Below are 16,504 nucleotides of genomic sequence, written 5' to 3'. Positions count from 1 at the left end.
TTATTTATATAGTGTAGCAGTTGAAACTGCCCACGCACCTTACATTGTAAGGATTATATGGCAGAAACGTTATGACTTTTTTGCGTGCTAGAAGCTTAATCGTTAGATTTGTGATTAAGGTAGCGGTTTATCCTACTTGCTCTAAATTTAGAAAACGATTATTTTGGTCTGTTGTCAATCTGAAGCGTCCTTTCACTCCTAGTTGAGTCAGAAACGAACGAAAACGTGACGCGGGCAATTGCAATTTTAGCCCTTGTTCTGTTACGACTAACACCGTGCTTGCGGCACCTGAATAATGACTTAAAAACGCCTGATAAGTAACATTCATTCTAAAGTAATAAAATTTATTCATTGTTCTCTATTACATATTGGATATATGGCTGATTTGTTTTCCTATTTTGGATCTTAAATAAAAAAATGGCCAGTAAAATACTGACCATTTTCATGAATTAAGATCGAGTAATTAAGCTAATGCTTTCGTTACTTTCTCATAAAGATCTTTAGCTAGGTTATCAAGATCCGCTAGGCGCTGTAGTTGAGCCTTGATAAGCGATTGACGATCACTATCGTATTTCTTAAATTTCAATAATGGATCAACCAAGCGTGAAGCAACTTGTGGGTTACTCTCATTCATTTCAATAAGAATATCCCCTAAGAATGCGTACCCTTCGCCGGTTTTACTATGGAAGTTAACCGCATTACCACCAGCAAATGAGCCAATTAAACTGCGTGTTCGGTTTGGATTTTTCAAACTAAACGCTTTGTGGTTCATTGTTTCTTTGATGATTGATAACGCTTCTGAACTTGGGTTTGATCCTTGAAGAATAAACCACTTATCCATGACTAATCCGTCATGTGACCATTTCGCACTAAAATCATCCATTAATGTTTGACGAATTGAGAGCTCAGCAGCATTCGCGGCACCCATTGCAGCCATAGTATCTGTCATGTTGTCTGCATCTTGATATTGTGTCTCAACTAACGCTTCACCAATTTCTGTTTTTGCAAGATAACTTAATGAACAGTTTCGTAAAGCTCGTTTACCAATCGCATCATGTTCTACAGAGTAACTACCCTGTTTTAAACTATGATACGTAGCAGAAAATTCATCTTTCAATTCTGTCGCTAATGTTTGTTTGATAAATCCAAGCGCTTTATCAATTGCATCGACATCGACAGTATCAAACCAACCGGTGATTTCATTATGATTTGGTAATACAAACATTTCCGCAATAAAAGCCTGTTCCAATTCAGCATTGAGTAATACCCCACGGAACGCATCAACGACAGATTGAGGAAGAACAAGTTCTTTATCGTCTTGAATATTAGCGATGTTCTTACGAATATAGTTAGCTAATAACATTTGGCCAGCATCCCAACGAGCAAAGTCGTTTTGTGCGTGAACCATTAAGAAAATCAACTCTTCATCTGAATAAGCGTAATTTAATTTAACAGGTGCTGAAAACTCACGAAGTAAAGAAACAACTGGTTTTTCAGAAACTTGCTCAAAAATAAAGGTTTGTTCTTCTTCAGTTACATTCAATACATTGCTGACTTTTTCATTGTTACAGCGTAACTGAATAACGGAACCATCTTGTGCATATAACTCAATATCAAAAGGAATATGAAGTGGCAATTTATCCGTTTGGTCTTCTGTTGCTGGAGTATGTTGTTTTACCGTTAAAGCGTATTCATTTTTAGCATCATCATAAGAAGAACTCACTGTTAGTACCGGTGTACCTGACTGACTATACCAACGACGGAATTGAGTCAGATCGATACCTGATGCATTTTCCATTGCCAATACAAAATCTTCACAGGTTGCAGCAGTACCATCATGACGTTCAAAATAAAGTTTCATTCCTTTTTGGAAATTCGCTTCACCTAATAAGGTATGCATCATACGGATCACTTCACTGCCCTTTTCGTATACCGTTAAAGTATAGAAGTTATTCATCTCTATCACTTTTTCGGGACGAATTGGGTGAGCCATTGGACTCGCATCTTCAGCAAATTGTGGGCCACGCATAATACGAACATTATTAATTCGATTTACTGAACGAGAACCAAGATCAGATGAGAACTCTTGATCCCGGAAAACAGTTAAACCTTCTTTTAAACTTAGTTGGAACCAGTCACGACAAGTCACTCGGTTACCAGTCCAGTTATGAAAATATTCGTGACCGATTACCGCTTCAATACCTAGATAATCAGTATCTGTTGCTGTTTCTTGTTTAGCTAAAACAAATTTAGAGTTAAATACATTTAAGCCTTTATTTTCCATCGCCCCCATGTTGAAGAAATCAACGGCAACGATCATGTAAATATCAAGGTCATATTCTAAATCAAAACGATCTTCATCCCACTTCATTGAGTTAATCAAAGAAGTCATTGCATGAGGAGTTCTATCTAAGTTGCCTTGATCAACATAAATCTCTAATGCGACATCTCGGCCTGATTTAGTTTTATAAGTATCTGTTAATACATCAAAATTACCCGCTACTAAAGCAAAAAGATAAGCCGGTTTTGGGAATGGGTCTTGCCAATGAACAAAGTGTTTTCCACCTTCAAGATCACCTTGGCTAATGCGGTTGCCGTTGCTTAATAAATGTGGGTATGCCTCTTTATCTGCAATCACTTTTGTTGTGAAACGTGCAAGAACATCAGGACGGTCCAAATAATAGGTAATTCGACGGAAACCTTCTGCTTCACATTGAGTACAGAATCCATCACCTGATTTATACAAACCTTCTAATGCGGTATTTTCTTGAGGATTAATTTCAGTAATGATAGTTAATGTAAAATCACCACTCACATTATGAATGGTTAGTTGAGTGTCTATTTGAGTAAAGTCACTGTATTCAACATCATCAATTTTTAAAGACACCAACTTCATCCCTTCACCTTCAAGAAGAAGGTCCGTAGATTGTTTTAATTGTTGTACTTTTGAAGTGGCCGAAACTAATGTGTTGGTATCGTCGAGATCAAAGACTAAATCGATATCTGAAATTGTGAATTCTGGAGATTGATAATCACTGCGAAATTTAGCCTGAGGTTGTTGGCTCATAATATATCCTTATGATTTCTATCACTGAAAACAAAGCTAGTGATAATAGCTATTTAACGCCTACATTCTCGCATAAGATCCAACAAATTTGTTATTAAAAAATATTCTAGTCTCATATTTCTATACTTGGAGTAACATTAATCCCGAACTAATAGCGCATACATTCCAAATTGCTCATTTTTTAACTCAAGTGCATTTTCATTAATTTCAAATGTCGATTCCTGCTCCCCTTCATCATATAGAAGAACCAAGTCATCATCTTCAAAATAATAGTAACCAATTTTTTGATTTCGTTTACCTGTACTCGAAACCACTTCTAATGAAAAAATAAAATCTGACCCTAAAAACAGATTCAAATTTTGAACATCACTCACCATGATATCTTCACCAGAAACGAGCTGTGAACGCCAGGCTCCAGTGTATGTTTCAGGAACAACTTTAAAGAATTCAACACCATTCAAATATAGTCGGTTATGACTAACTTGGTAGTGATAAACATGAGATTCATCTTCATCGCCTTTAAACAGAATTCGCTCTGGTGATAACTGAAACTCTCCCGACCACGAATCCGCCGTATTCTTTTCTACTTTTATCATTTCAATCGTGAATTGATGCTCAGAATTGAGTCGAATATGAAGAACATCAAAATCATTTTCGATATGTGGTGGTTTAAAGAAATACCAATCACCTAATAAAAATGGATTTTCAAAATACGTTAGCGATTTATTTTCTAACTCTACCGTTGCGTTAGATACAAAGGGACTAATAAAGAAAAGTAATACAGATAAAATCATCGACTTCATATCAAGACTCCAAGTAAATTGAATGCTTACTATGTTAAGCCTAGTTGTAAGTTCAATGATTTGCCGTTTTTTAGACATAAAAAAACAGAAGCCATCATGACTTCTGTTTTAAAATAATTCAGATTGAGATTACTTTTTCTGATTCATTAATGCTAAATCAATCGTAATTGAAACCGCTTCATCTAAATAAGCATCAGGCACTTCGTAATCTTTTGGAATATCATCAAGTGTTTTAAACTCTTCTTTTCCAAGTAATTTTTGTCTCTCATTTACACGAGTTAGACGACGAGCATCTGCATCATCACTCTCTTTCTCACGAACTTTTTTATTCAATGAAATAGAAGTAATGTCTTTTTCAGCTTTATAACGAGCAATGTCTTCTTGAATAAAACCAAACTCTTTATCGGTTTTAATTCGTTCAACATGTTTTTTCGCTAATGGTTCAATCGTTTCTGCGATTTGATTTGTTTTAGCATAATCAGCAGCTTTAATGCTATCCCATGGAAGTGCGTTATCTTCAACACTCTCACCAGTATCTTTTGGATCGATAGCTGTTGGGAAAGCAATATCAGGCACAACACCTAAATTCTGAGTACTACCACCATTGATACGGTAGAATTTCTGAATTGTGTATTGAACATGACCAAGTGGTTTATCAAACAAGTCATAGATATGATTTAATGATCTATGTTGTTGAACCGTACCTTTACCAAATGAGTTTTCACCCAAGATAACCGCACGACCATAATCTTGCATTGCTGCAGCAAAAATCTCAGATGCTGACGCACTATAACGGTTAACAAGAACCGTCATTGGGCCAGTATATGAAATTTCACCATCAGTATCCGCATTTACATTAACTCGGCCATAACTATCACGCACCTGAACAACAGGTCCTGCAGTAATAAATAAGCCAGATAACGCAGTTGCTTCCGTTAATGCCCCACCACCATTGTTGCGTAAATCAACAATAATACCTGAGATATCTTTCTCTTTTAGCTCAGCAATTTCTTTTTTCGTATCTTCAGCAAGACCAACATAGAAACTTGGTACTTCTAATACACCAATTTTCTTGCCATTCTGCTCAATCACTTCAGATTTTACTGCTCTGTCTTCTAAGCGGATCTTATCTCGAACAATTGTGACAGTGTGACTTTTTGAATCCTTACCTTCAGGCAAGATCTCAAGCTTCACTTTTGTCCCTTTTGGTCCTTTAATAAGTTGAACAACGTCATCTAAACGCCATCCAATAACATCAACAATCTTTTCACCTTCTTGGCCAACACCGATAATTCGGTCGCCTTCAGACAATTTTTTACTTGTTAATGCCGGCCCACCAGCAACCAGAGAACGAATAACCGTGTAGTCATCCGTTGCTTGTAATACTGCCCCAATTCCTTCTAATGATAAATTCATTTCTGATTGGAATTGCTCTGCATTACGTGGAGATAAATAACTTGTATGAGGATCAACTTCACGCGCAAACGCATTAATATAAAGTTGGAACGCATCTTCATTGTGACTTTGAGTTAAACGCTTAAGCGCATTATTATAACGCTTGCCTAACATCTCTTGGATTTCAGGCCAATCTTTACCTGCCATAGACAAGTTAAGTGCATCATATTTAACACGTTTACGCCAAAGTTCATTTAACTCAGCTTCATCTTTTGGCCAAGCCGCTTCAGAGCGATCAAGTTCAATAGATTCATCAACTGTGTAGTCAAATTCTTTATCTAATAATGACAATGCATAAACATATCGTTCAAAACGGCGTTTTAAAGATAAGTTATAAATATCAAAAGCTGCTTTTGTATCACCAACTTTTAACTGGTCATCTAATTGAGTTGATAATGGGGCGAACGAAGCAAGGTCTGCTTGTGTAAACACGTTTCGATTATAATCAAGCATATCTAAATATCGCTCATAAATGGCAACTGAAAAGTCATCATCTAATGAGAAATGCTTATAATGAGAACGTGTAAAACGAGAAGTAACGCGCTTACTTGCAGTGGCATGCTGCGTTTCTGCGGCTAATACTGGTAAGTCAGTTTCGGAAAACTTGGCGTCTAATACCTTAGCTTCAAGTGCGTGTGCAGATGCTGCTAGCATAACGCCAGCAGCAATCAGCGAGACTCTAAATCGACAATTCATGCGTCGGGAGTGCTCCTTTATGAACGAAGATTCTCCGCTTTAACAACCATTTGTAGGCCGTTTGATAAGCGAATTCGTACATCATCCTTGTTAATTTCAACGATTGTCGCAGGCATATTACCTTTACCCATGTTCACGCTTACGTTGTTACCAACAGTAATTTCATCAGCGTTTAGAGCACGAGTTTCAACTGGCTGTTCAACTTTCTTCGCAGCTGGTTGAGGACGACGCTTAGGTGGAGTAGCAGCACGAGCTGTTTTCTTAGCTTTTGCTTCTTCTCTTGCTTTTTTAGCTTGCTCTTTACGACGAGTAGCAACTTTTGCTTTGCTCTCTTCTAGAGTCGCTTTAGCGTGTTCAATGTGCTCTTCTTCTAGTTCACCACAAGGGTTACCATCTAAATCAACACGAGATGCGCCCGGCTTAACACCGTGTAGGTAACGCCAAGAAGATGTGTATTGACGTAAACCAGCACGTAGCTGAGTTTTACTTACTTTAGGATCATCGCTTAAACGTTCAGCAAGATCTTGGAAGATACCAATTTTAAGAGGTTTAGCTTCGCCTTCTAAAATAAAGCATTTCGGGAAACGCTCAGCAATGTATGCAATTACTTCTTTGCTGTTCGCTAATTTTTCAGAGTTTTCCATGTAGTTTCCTGATAGTACGGTTCTAGCCGTATTTAGGTTTATTTCTAGTAAAGATATTCCGCTATTATAGATACTTAAGCGTGAAAAACCACTACTGAAAGAAAATTAAAGTCTCTTTTCTGCTTCTTTCATGAAATCAACCAGTCCTTTTTCGTCGATTTCGCTAAATCGATTAAATTTTGGACTATCAATATCCAACACTCCTGCAAGTTTTCCATTTCTATAAAATGGGATAACAATTTCAGAGTTACTTTCTGCATCACATGCAATGTGACCAGCAAATTGATGAACATCGTCAATACGTTGAACTGTTTCTGTAGCGAAAGCAGTGCCGCACACTCCCTTCCCTACGCTAATTCGAATACAAGCGGGTTTACCTTGGAATGGACCTAAAACTAATTCATTTTCTTTAAATAGATAAAAACCAACCCAGTTAATATCATCCAGTTCCATATTCAATAGCGCACTGATATTTGCCAAATTTGCAATATAATCAGTTTCACCTTCAATCAAACCCAGTGCTTGCTGTGTTAATCGCGCGTAATGTTTTAATTCCATCTTTTTATTTATCCTGTATTTGTACCAATCACTTGCGACTCTATTTATACTGAGTACAATGCCCTTGAAAAGATAATAATAGGAATCATTATCACTATGAGCAGTACCATCTCTTCTACAATTAACTGGAATTGGCTATTAAGGCAAGCAAAAAACTACAAAACACGCCTAGTTGCAGCAAATGTCATCGCTATTATTGCAACCTTAATTAGCGTTCCAATTCCTCTACTTATGCCATTAATGGTAGATGAAGTTCTGCTACATAAACCCGCGTCCGGTGTTGAGACCTTAAATCACCTTTTACCAGCGGCTTGGCAAAATGCGACGGGTTATATCCTTCTTGTGCTTGTTTTGGTTATTCTCATGCGAGTAATAAGCCAAATGCTCAATATAGTTCAAGGTCGCCAATTCAGTTTGGTTTCAAAAACGATCACTTATCAAATTCGACTACAACTCTTAGATAAGTTAAGTCGTATTAGTATGAAAGAGTATGAATCACGCGGCAGTGGCGGTATTAACTCTCATATCATTACTGACATTGATACCATTGATAAGTTCCTTGGTCCGACATTAAGTCGCTTTATCGTCTCTTTTTTAACCGTTATAGGCACGGCTGGTGTTCTATTATGGATTAACTGGCAATTAGGCTTATTCATTCTTCTTGTGAATCCAATCGTTATCTACTTTTCTCGTAAACTTGGAAACCGTGTAAAAGACTTAAAGAGAAAAGAAAACCAATCGTATGAACGTTTTCAATCACGTTTAATTGAAACCTTAGATGGTATTTATCAATTACGAGCATCAAATCGTGAACGACTTTTTCTAGAACAACTTAAAAATCAGGCCAATGACATTAGGCACAGTGCCGACCAGTTTGCTTGGCAATCTGAAGCAGCTGGCCGTCTATCTTTTTTATTATTTTTACTCGGTTTTGAATTGTTTCGTGCTGCAGCAATGATCATGGTGCTATTTAGTGATTTAAGTATCGGTCAGATGTTTGCCATTTTCAGCTATTTATGGGTAATGCTTTCTCCCATTCAAGAATTACTTAATATTCAATTCTCTTGGTATGGTGCATCCGCTGCCTTAAAGCGAATTAATACGCTATTGCATATTGATGAAGAGCCTAAAATTCACTCAGATATCGACCCATTCTACAAAAGTGATACCGCTGAAATATCTATTAACAATATAAATTTCAGTTATAACAATGAATGCCAAGTCCTAAATGATTTATCTTTGAACATTCGAGCCGGTGAAAAAGTCGCTTTAGTTGGTGCTAGCGGAGGTGGTAAATCAACACTGATTCAGCTATTACTGGGGTTATACCAACCATCAGACGGTACTATCACCTTTAATGGACACAATACGAAAGAGATTGGATTCGATAATATTAGAAACCAAATATCAGTAGTGCTACAACAACCTATACTATTTAATGATACTTTAAGGCATAATCTTACGTTAGGCGCTGATTATTCTGATAATTTACTTTGGGATGCTCTTAATGTAGCGCAATTACAAGATGTAGTAGCACAACTAACAGAAGGGCTTGATACCCAAATCGGTCGTCAAGGTGTTAAACTTTCTGGCGGACAACGTCAACGGTTAGCTATTGCAAGAATGGTCTTAACCGACCCTAAATTTGTAATTTTAGATGAAGCAACCTCGGCATTAGATACGGCGACTGAAGCCGCTTTACACAAAGCACTCAGTGATTTTTTAGTTGGACGTACTACACTAATAGTAGCTCACCGTTTAAGTGCGGTGAAACAAGCCGATACGATTTATGTTTTAGATGATGGTAAAGTATCTCAATCAGGTACACACCATGAATTAGTTACACAGCAAGGACTGTATCAAACACTGTATGGCACTATTCAAAGCTAATTTAATGGATCACCGAAGTGGAAGACGCTAAATTTCGTCGCTGCCACGGCTGTGATCTCGTTGTTGAAGTAGCGAAGGTAAAGAAAAAGCAAAACGCTCATTGCCCTCGCTGCAACACACAGCTTTATCGTGGAAATAGAATTTCATTAAATAGTGACCTTGCTATCGCCATTGCTGCACTGTTGCTATTTATTCCTTCTCATTTCTTCCCAATGGTTACCATCAAACTATTTGGAGTCATGATCCCTGCGACTTTACCTTCAGGCACAATTACATTAATGGCTGAAGGTTTCCCAATGCTTGGGTTACTTATTTTATTTTGTAGTTCTATTGTTCCTTTCCTTGTATGCAGTTCAGTGGTTACCGCTCACCTAGCACTTAGACAAAAATGGTTCAAAACCTACCGACTGAGTTTATCAATCGTTCAACACTTAAAAGATTGGATGATGCTTGACGTCTTTTTAGTCAGCTTAGCCATTGCCTGTTTCAAAATTCAAGATCATGCAGATATCTTTGTTGGTTCTGGTTTGTATGGTTTGGTTCTGCTTCAGTTTGTTACTTCTTTATTGCTTACTCATGTCAGTGTTCGTCGCTATTGGCGTGTATGGCAAAGAAAGCATCAAAAAGACACGGAAGCCCCTATTGTAGATCCTGAACATTCTATTCATTGTGGCCATTGTCATTTTACACAACAAAAAGGCAGCCACTGTATTCGTTGCAAACGCCCTATTCATTTCAGAAAACCTAAATCGGTTCAAAAAACTTGGGCCTATTTAATTGCGGCGGCAATCTTCATTATTCCAGCAAATATCTTATCTATCTCAATTTTACTGACTAATGGTAAACGCTTAGAAGATACAATTTTTTCAGGTGTTGCCGGCTTAATCAGAACAGACATGTATGGCATTGCGATCATCATCTTTGTTGCCAGTATTGTCGTTCCTGTTGCTAAAATTCTTGGACTTGGCTATTTATTGCTTTGTGTGCAATTTAAACGCTCAGTTTTTCATCGTCAAAGAATGTCCATTTATACTGCGGTTAAATGGATTGGAAAGTGGTCTGTAATGGATTTATTTGTTATCTCTATTATGATGACATTAATAGATCGCGGACAAATTTTAGATTTTACTCCCGGCCTCGGTGCTGTGGCTTTTGGTTTAGTGGTCGTATTCACTATGTTAGCAGCCGAAAGTTTTGATTCTCGTTTAATTTGGGATAATTATGAACCAACCAAAAAATCTTGATTCTTCGATTGAGCAAGTCAACATCAAAGAAGAGCGTGGCATTTCACCCCTTTGGATCCTACCTTTACTCGCTTTATGTCTTGGTGGTTGGCTTGTTTATTCTTCCCTGATGGAAGCTGGGCAACGTATTCAAATCTATTTTGAAGACGCTCAAGGCTTAATGGCTGGCCGAACTACGATTCGTTATCAAGGTCTTGAAGTTGGTATGGTTAAAAACATCACCCTTTCAAAAGATCTTTCTAATATTTATGTTGATGCGGATATCTATCCTGAAGCCAGTGATCTATTAAAAGAAAATACTCAATTTTGGTTAGTAAAACCGCAAGCTTCTCTTACTGGTATATCAGGACTAGATGCTCTGGTTTCTGGTAACTACATTGCTATTTTACCGGGTTCTGGTGCGGCAAAAACAAAGTTTACCGCTTTAGCTAACTCTCCGGCCATTCAACCAAACACCACAGGCTTGAGTGTGACTCTACGATCTAAGGACTTAGGTTCCATTTCTGTTGGTTCAAAAATTTACTATAAAAAAATTCCTATTGGTGAAGTCTATAACTTCAAACTAGACCAAGAAACAGACAACGTTCGTATCAAAGCATTAATTGAAGAACAATATGCACATTTAATCACATCTAAAAGCCGTTTTTGGAATGCGAGTGGCATTGGTGCAAATATTGGTTTTAATGGCGTAGATGTTCAGTTTGAAAGCTTATCTGCTCTTATTGGTGGCGCCATTGCTGTTGATTCTCCTGATGATGGTAAAGCCATTGAGAATGGTAAAGAATTCCGACTTTACTCTAATATCAAAACCGCAGGGCGTGGTATTCCGATTAAAATAACACTACCAGATAACAACCAAATTAGTCCAAATGGCTCTGCCATCATGTATCGTGGTTTAGAGATTGGTCAAATAAACAGTTTAAAATTATCTGATGATAAAAAAGACATTATTGCCTCTGCCACTGTTGAACCTGCTTTTACGGATTATTTAAACGATGGTTCTCGTTTTGTATTAGAAGAAGCAAAGTTAGGCTTATCTGGCGTTGAGAACATTGGTAACCTTGTTCGAGGAAACTTCCTAACTCTTGTACCTGGCAATGGTGAACGCTCTCGTGAGTTTACAGCGATTCGCAAACTAGAACTGATTAAGCAAGATGCAAAAGCGCTCACTTTCTCTCTGTACGCCGATCGCTCTTTTGGCTTAACTCCTGATACTACTATTCTATATAAAGGTATTAAGGTCGGCTCTATTACTCATGTTGCACTAGTTAACGACAGAGTTAAATTTGATGCAATGGTATTTGAGAAATACAAACACCTTATCAAATCAAACAACAAATTCTTTGTTTCAGGTAGTGTCTCTGCTGAATTAACTGACTCAGGTTTAAACATTGATGTGCCACCGACTCAAGCTTTGATTTCTGGTTCGATTAGCTTTACGAGTGAAGGTAAAGGCTATAAACAAAAAAGCTATACCTTATTTAAAAACAGCTCTCTTGCTGAGTTGGCACAATTTAAAACAGAAAAAAGCACAGAACTCACGCTATTTAGTACAGAGTTACCGCCAATAACCAAAAATAGCCCAATTCTTTATCGTAACCTTGTTGTAGGTAAGGTAACGGATTTCAACTTAGGTAATGATGGCGTTAACATAAAAATAAACATTGAAAAGCAGTATGCGCATTTAATTCAAGCTGATACGGTTTTCTGGAACTATTCAGGGGTTAATGTAGAAGCGAGTTTAAGTGGTGTTAACATTCAAGCGGCACCATTAATGTCAATGATCCGTGGTGGTATTGGTTTTGATAATATTCAAGGTGTTGAAAATAAACTAGGTAAAAAGTGGAAACTTTACTCTAACCTATCTGAAGCCCAAGAATTTGGTAAAATCATCGCGTTTACAGCCAAAGACAGCAATGCGATAGACAAAGGAACACAAATTAAATACAAAGGCGTTTCTGTTGGTGAAGTAAGTAAAATCACACCAAACTTCTCTAGCGATAACGTTTATGTGCAAGCTCGTATTTACCCTGAATATGTTGACCAGATTGCAGTCGCTGGAAGTCACTTCTGGGTTGTAGAACCTAGCATTAGCTTAGCTGGTGCAGAGAATCTAGACACCCTACTTGGCAGCTACATTCAAGTAACGCCAGGCTCAGGAAAAACGAAAACTCAATTTACGTTGTCGGATCAACCACAAGGTGATCAGTTCATCTCATATACATTAGAAGCGCTTTCTCGTGGCTCAGTCAAAGTTGGGACACCTATCCTATTTAGAGAAATCGAAGTCGGCGAAGTGACAGATGTAAGACTTGGTGATTTATCAGATCGCATTATTATCACGATTGGTATTCACTCTGAATTTGCATACCTTGTTCGAGAAAACAGTGTTTTCTGGAATGTATCAGGTGTAAATATGTCTATTGGTTTAAGCGGTGCAAAAGTTCAAGCCGGTACGGTAGATAGTATCCTGCGTGGTGGTATTGCTTTCTCTACACCAGATGACGAAACGCTAAAACCACAAGCAAAAGCACATAAATCTTACCTACTGCATAAAACCGCAGAAGAAGATTGGGCATTGTGGAATGCTGCCATTCCAAACCCAAATAAATAACCGTTCAAAGAGTTAACTAAATAAGGCAGTTGTGCTTTAAGCAACTGCCTTTTTTTACTCGCCCTCCACTATTTACTCTATTATTCTCAAATCCATTTAGACAAGGACGGGAATAGCGTTTACACTTCCTGCCATTATATCTTCCAATGAGATTCACCCGTGCACGATAATATTTTTCTTCCTGATGCGTTCTTGGCACAAGTACAAGAAACCATGCCTTCCCACTTATCTATGGATGAGTTTGTTGCTGCTTGCAAACGACCTTTGCGTCGTAGTATTCGTGTAAATACATTAAAAAACAGCGTTGAAGAATTTAAACAACGTGCCGCTGAAAAACAATGGGACTTAGAGCCTGTGCCTTGGTGTGATACAGGGTTTTGGATCACTCGACCTGAACACGACACCGTAAAACTGGGCAGTACCGCTGAGCACATGGCGGGCTTGTTTTATATTCAAGAAGCCAGCTCTATGATGCCAGTAACGGCCTTATTAAAAGACAATGATGACATTGACATCGCACTTGATATGGCTTCAGCACCCGGCTCTAAAACCACACAACTGGCTGCTGGCATGAAAAACCAAGGCGCATTGGTTGCAAATGAATTTTCGTCAAGCCGTGTAAAAGTGCTGTGCTCAAACATTCAGCGCTGCGGTGTCAGCAACGTTGCCCTAACCCACTTTGATGGCCGCGTATTTGGTGGTTGGTTACCAGAAACGTTTGATTCCATCTTGCTCGATGCCCCTTGTTCTGGTGAAGGCACCATTCGTAAAGACCCAGATGCCATGCATAACTGGAGCCCAGAATCCGTTATCGAAATTGGTGATACTCAACGTGATTTAATTGAAAGTGCGTTTCATGCCCTAAAACCGGGTGGTGTCATGGTGTATTCAACCTGTACATTAAACCACGAAGAAAACCAAAACATTTGCCATCACCTTGTGGAACAATTTGGTGACAGTGTCACGTTTGAACCGTTAGGCGACTTATTTGAGAATGCCGAAAAAGCCTTAACCAAAGAAGGCTTCTTACACATCTACCCTCAGATTTTTGATAGCGAAGGATTCTTTGTTGCGAAGATCCGTAAAAACAGTTCAACGACACCTCCTGACGTGAAAAAACGTTTGGGTAAATTTCCTTTTGTACCAGCATCAAATAAAGAAGCTCAGGCAATTGAAGCGGAACTGAAATCAACATTACAATTAGCCATCCCTGAGGACAATGAGTTTTGGATCCGAGATAAAGAAGTCTGGGCTTTCCCTAAACGCATGAAACCATTAATTGGCGAAATGCGCTATCACCGAATTGGATTCAAACTGGCTGAAACCCATAAAAAAGGGTATCGCTGGCAGCACGAAGCCATCATGGCACTGGCTACCGCCGACAACCCAACGTGTGCTGAACTCAATACAGAGCAAGCCCGTGAATGGTATATGGGTCGTGACGTTCGACCTGATTTTTCAGGAAAAGGCGAAACCATTGTCACCTACAACGGTGCCGTGATTGGCTTAGGGAAATGGGTGGGTAATCGAATCAAAAATGGATTACCTCGTGAACTTGTTCGTGATGGAAACTTATTTTAATTAATACGTTTTTAAATGCGTGCCAATCTAAGTAAATCGTACACACTTAGGTTGGTGCCATACATCAAGCAGTAGGAATAAGGATATGCCGTCACAATATCGAATCAATCGTATTGTAGAGATTGGAGACACGCTGCACCGCTGCGGTTGTGCTCCTTATAAAGTAGAGCGCTATACCACCTTTTACGCCAATAAATATGGCGTTAATTGTATGATCCAAGCCACGCCGACGTCCATTAACTATCAGTTTCCTGATGACAACAACGCCGTCATTATGAAACGTCATAAACCAGCCAGTATTGATCTTGGTCTCCTTGCCAATACCATCATTCAACTTCAACAGCCATTAACACCAATCCCACCCGCACCAGCCGAAGGCATACGTTATCCTTCATGGGCCGTCTGTTTGGCAAACATGTGCATACCACCCAGTTTTCTTATGCTTGTCGGATCAACCTACGAAGCGTTAGGCGTCAGTTTTTTACTCGGTTTTTTAGTGTGGTTATCCCAAGTCTTTTGCAGTCAACGCCGCAGTATCGCGGTAGAGTTTTTTGGTGCGTTACTTGTTGCTTTTAGTGTTGCATTAATTGCCAGCCTTGGCGTTCCAATCCCGATTCTTGGCGTGTGCATTGCCGCGGTGGTACTCTTTGTGCCCGGACTGTCAATCTCAAACGCATTGGAATGCTTAGCCTTTAACGATCTCGTCTCTGGTACCAGTTTACTTGGTCAGTGCTTTCTCACTCTTATCAAACTTCTTATTGGGATCATTATTGGCTTGCATATTGGCGAAGCGATGTTTGGCCAAGCCGAATCAATAGCGTATCAAAACGCATTTCCACTCTGGCTACAAATATTAGGTTTACCGATTATCTCATTTTCATTAGGGGTCATGTTTAAAGCTCGCCCAATCGATACTCTGTATAGTTTACCTGTTGCTGTATTAGGTATGTGGGGTCCGGCTTATCTTGGTTTTGATGGTGGATGGGTTGTGGGGACATGGGTAACCACGGTTTTCATCACGCTTTATGGAACATGGATTGCGCGACGGTTAAACCTAACAGGGATCATCTTTATTGTGCAAGGGATCATCATCCTTGTGCCGGGCAGTCGCATCCTAGTCAGCGCAAGCCAAAGTGTGTTTGAGCAATCCATCCTCCCTATTCCAAGCATTGGTTTATCGGCACTCTTTATGTTTTCAGCCATTGTTGCTGGGCAAATTACCGCCTACTCAATTTACTCCCCGAAAATAGAACGAGATTTGTAATACCAAAACACAAGACATAAAAAAAGGCCAGCTATTAACGAATAGCTGGCCTTTTCTTTATGTTGTTAACAGTATTAAAACCTACTGTCTAGCAGCGATTAAGCACGGCTCATGAACTTGTGTTCAGTCGTGTTAATTTTCACTTTTTCGCCGTTTGCGATGTACTCAGGCACTTGTACTGTTAGACCTGTTGTCATCGTTGCAGGTTTAGTACGAGCACTTGCAGAAGCCCCTTTAATTGACGGTGCGGTTTCTACAATCACTAGATCCACTGCAGATGGCAGTTCGATCGCAACTGGATCGCCATCAACGATAAGGATTTGAAGACCTTGAGTCTCTTCAGTGATGAAAAGTAACTCTTCTTCAATCGCTTCTTTGTTGAAGTTGTATGGAGTGTAGTCTTCAGCATCCATGAATACATACTCATTACCATCAACATAAGAAAACGTTGCGCTGCGACGGCTAAAGTCAGCTAAATTGATCACATCATCAGCTTTGAAGCTTTCATCTGCTTTTGAGCCAGTTGCCACATCGTACATACGCATACGGAATAATGTTGCACCTGCACGGCCACTTGGAGTTAGCTTGCTGATTTCTTTAACGAAAAATACTTTACCGTTGTGTTCAATTGCTGAACCTTTTTTGATGTCACTTGCCTTTGGCATGATAAAAAATCCATAAATAATTG

12 protein-coding genes are annotated in these 16,504 nt (G+C 38.9%); 5 read left to right on the top strand and 7 right to left on the bottom strand.

Annotated elements, in window-relative coordinates; genetic code table 11:
* Window positions 1–127: 127 nt before the first annotated feature.
* From AVFI_RS06620 to AVFI_RS06595, 6 genes are all read right to left on the bottom strand, one after another.
* Window positions 128–352 carry a DUF2835 domain-containing protein gene (locus AVFI_RS06620; RefSeq protein WP_005419199.1) on the bottom strand — a complete coding sequence of 75 codons (225 nt, stop codon included), beginning with the start codon at window positions 350–352 and terminating at the stop codon, window positions 128–130.
* A 111-nt stretch (window positions 353–463) separates the two neighbouring features.
* Complete coding sequence (gene pepN / locus AVFI_RS06615; protein WP_017019652.1) at window positions 464–3,067, bottom strand: aminopeptidase N; 2,604 nt, start codon at window positions 3,065–3,067, stop codon at window positions 464–466.
* 137 nt (window positions 3,068–3,204) lie between these two features.
* Entirely contained in the window at window positions 3,205–3,870 is a 666-nt protein-coding gene (locus AVFI_RS06610) for a hypothetical protein (protein WP_188863433.1), read from the bottom strand.
* 129 nt (window positions 3,871–3,999) lie between these two features.
* The gene (gene prc / locus AVFI_RS06605; RefSeq protein ID WP_188863434.1) at window positions 4,000–6,021 is read right to left on the bottom strand and encodes a carboxy terminal-processing peptidase; all 2,022 of its coding nucleotides are present in this window, start codon (window positions 6,019–6,021) and stop codon (window positions 4,000–4,002) included.
* A gap of 17 nt (window positions 6,022–6,038) precedes the next feature.
* Window positions 6,039–6,665 carry an RNA chaperone ProQ gene (gene proQ / locus AVFI_RS06600; RefSeq protein WP_005419190.1) on the bottom strand — a complete coding sequence of 209 codons (627 nt, stop codon included), beginning with the start codon at window positions 6,663–6,665 and terminating at the stop codon, window positions 6,039–6,041.
* A gap of 105 nt (window positions 6,666–6,770) precedes the next feature.
* Window positions 6,771–7,223, bottom strand: a complete 453-nt coding sequence (locus tag AVFI_RS06595; RefSeq protein WP_012533689.1) for a GAF domain-containing protein — start codon at window positions 7,221–7,223, stop codon at window positions 6,771–6,773.
* A gap of 96 nt (window positions 7,224–7,319) precedes the next feature.
* On the opposite strand from AVFI_RS06595, the gene AVFI_RS06590 reads away from it, so the two are divergent.
* From AVFI_RS06590 to AVFI_RS06570, 5 genes are all read left to right on the top strand, one after another.
* Window positions 7,320–9,113, top strand: a complete 1,794-nt coding sequence (locus AVFI_RS06590; RefSeq protein WP_188863435.1) for an ABC transporter ATP-binding protein — start codon at window positions 7,320–7,322, stop codon at window positions 9,111–9,113.
* Window positions 9,114–9,130: 17 nt separating this feature from the next.
* The gene (locus AVFI_RS06585) at window positions 9,131–10,357 is read left to right on the top strand and encodes a paraquat-inducible protein A (RefSeq protein WP_188863436.1); all 1,227 of its coding nucleotides are present in this window, start codon (window positions 9,131–9,133) and stop codon (window positions 10,355–10,357) included.
* Complete coding sequence (locus tag AVFI_RS06580) at window positions 10,335–12,971, top strand: MlaD family protein (protein WP_188863437.1); 2,637 nt, start codon at window positions 10,335–10,337, stop codon at window positions 12,969–12,971. Before AVFI_RS06585 ends, AVFI_RS06580 begins: the two co-directional genes overlap by 23 nt.
* A gap of 159 nt (window positions 12,972–13,130) precedes the next feature.
* A complete protein-coding gene (rsmF, locus tag AVFI_RS06575) occupies window positions 13,131–14,552 on the top strand; it encodes a 16S rRNA (cytosine(1407)-C(5))-methyltransferase RsmF (protein ID WP_188863438.1) in 1,422 nt (473 codons plus the stop codon).
* Window positions 14,553–14,637: 85 nt separating this feature from the next.
* Window positions 14,638–15,816 carry a threonine/serine exporter family protein gene (locus AVFI_RS06570; protein WP_054775387.1) on the top strand — a complete coding sequence of 393 codons (1,179 nt, stop codon included), beginning with the start codon at window positions 14,638–14,640 and terminating at the stop codon, window positions 15,814–15,816.
* Window positions 15,817–15,914: 98 nt separating this feature from the next.
* Here the strand turns inward: AVFI_RS06570 and efpL are convergent, their stop codons facing one another.
* Window positions 15,915–16,481 (bottom strand): elongation factor P-like protein EfpL, encoded by a 567-nt coding sequence (efpL, locus tag AVFI_RS06565; protein WP_188863439.1) that lies wholly within the window; start codon window positions 16,479–16,481, stop codon window positions 15,915–15,917.
* Window positions 16,482–16,504: the final 23 nt, after the last annotated feature.

This window comes from Aliivibrio fischeri ATCC 7744 = JCM 18803 = DSM 507, assembly GCF_023983475.1.
Classification (GTDB): domain Bacteria; phylum Pseudomonadota; class Gammaproteobacteria; order Enterobacterales; family Vibrionaceae; genus Aliivibrio; species Aliivibrio fischeri.
Note: the sequence above shows the minus strand (reverse complement) of the source record. Positions and strands in the feature narration are given on the sequence as shown.

Coding starts and splice junctions, on each gene's coding strand:
- prc (WP_188863434.1), bottom strand. CDS start 6,021: ATGAATTGTCGATTTAGAGTCTCGCTGATTGCTGCTGGCGTTATGCTA.
- pepN (WP_017019652.1), bottom strand. CDS start 3,067: ATGAGCCAACAACCTCAGGCTAAATTTCGCAGTGATTATCAATCTCCA.
- AVFI_RS06570 (WP_054775387.1), top strand. CDS start 14,638: ATGCCGTCACAATATCGAATCAATCGTATTGTAGAGATTGGAGACACG.
- AVFI_RS06595 (WP_012533689.1), bottom strand. CDS start 7,223: ATGGAATTAAAACATTACGCGCGATTAACACAGCAAGCACTGGGTTTG.
- AVFI_RS06620 (WP_005419199.1), bottom strand. CDS start 352: ATGAATAAATTTTATTACTTTAGAATGAATGTTACTTATCAGGCGTTT.
- efpL (WP_188863439.1), bottom strand. CDS start 16,481: ATGCCAAAGGCAAGTGACATCAAAAAAGGTTCAGCAATTGAACACAAC.
- proQ (WP_005419190.1), bottom strand. CDS start 6,665: ATGGAAAACTCTGAAAAATTAGCGAACAGCAAAGAAGTAATTGCATAC.
- AVFI_RS06590 (WP_188863435.1), top strand. CDS start 7,320: ATGAGCAGTACCATCTCTTCTACAATTAACTGGAATTGGCTATTAAGG.
- AVFI_RS06610 (WP_188863433.1), bottom strand. CDS start 3,870: ATGAAGTCGATGATTTTATCTGTATTACTTTTCTTTATTAGTCCCTTT.
- AVFI_RS06580 (WP_188863437.1), top strand. CDS start 10,335: ATGAACCAACCAAAAAATCTTGATTCTTCGATTGAGCAAGTCAACATC.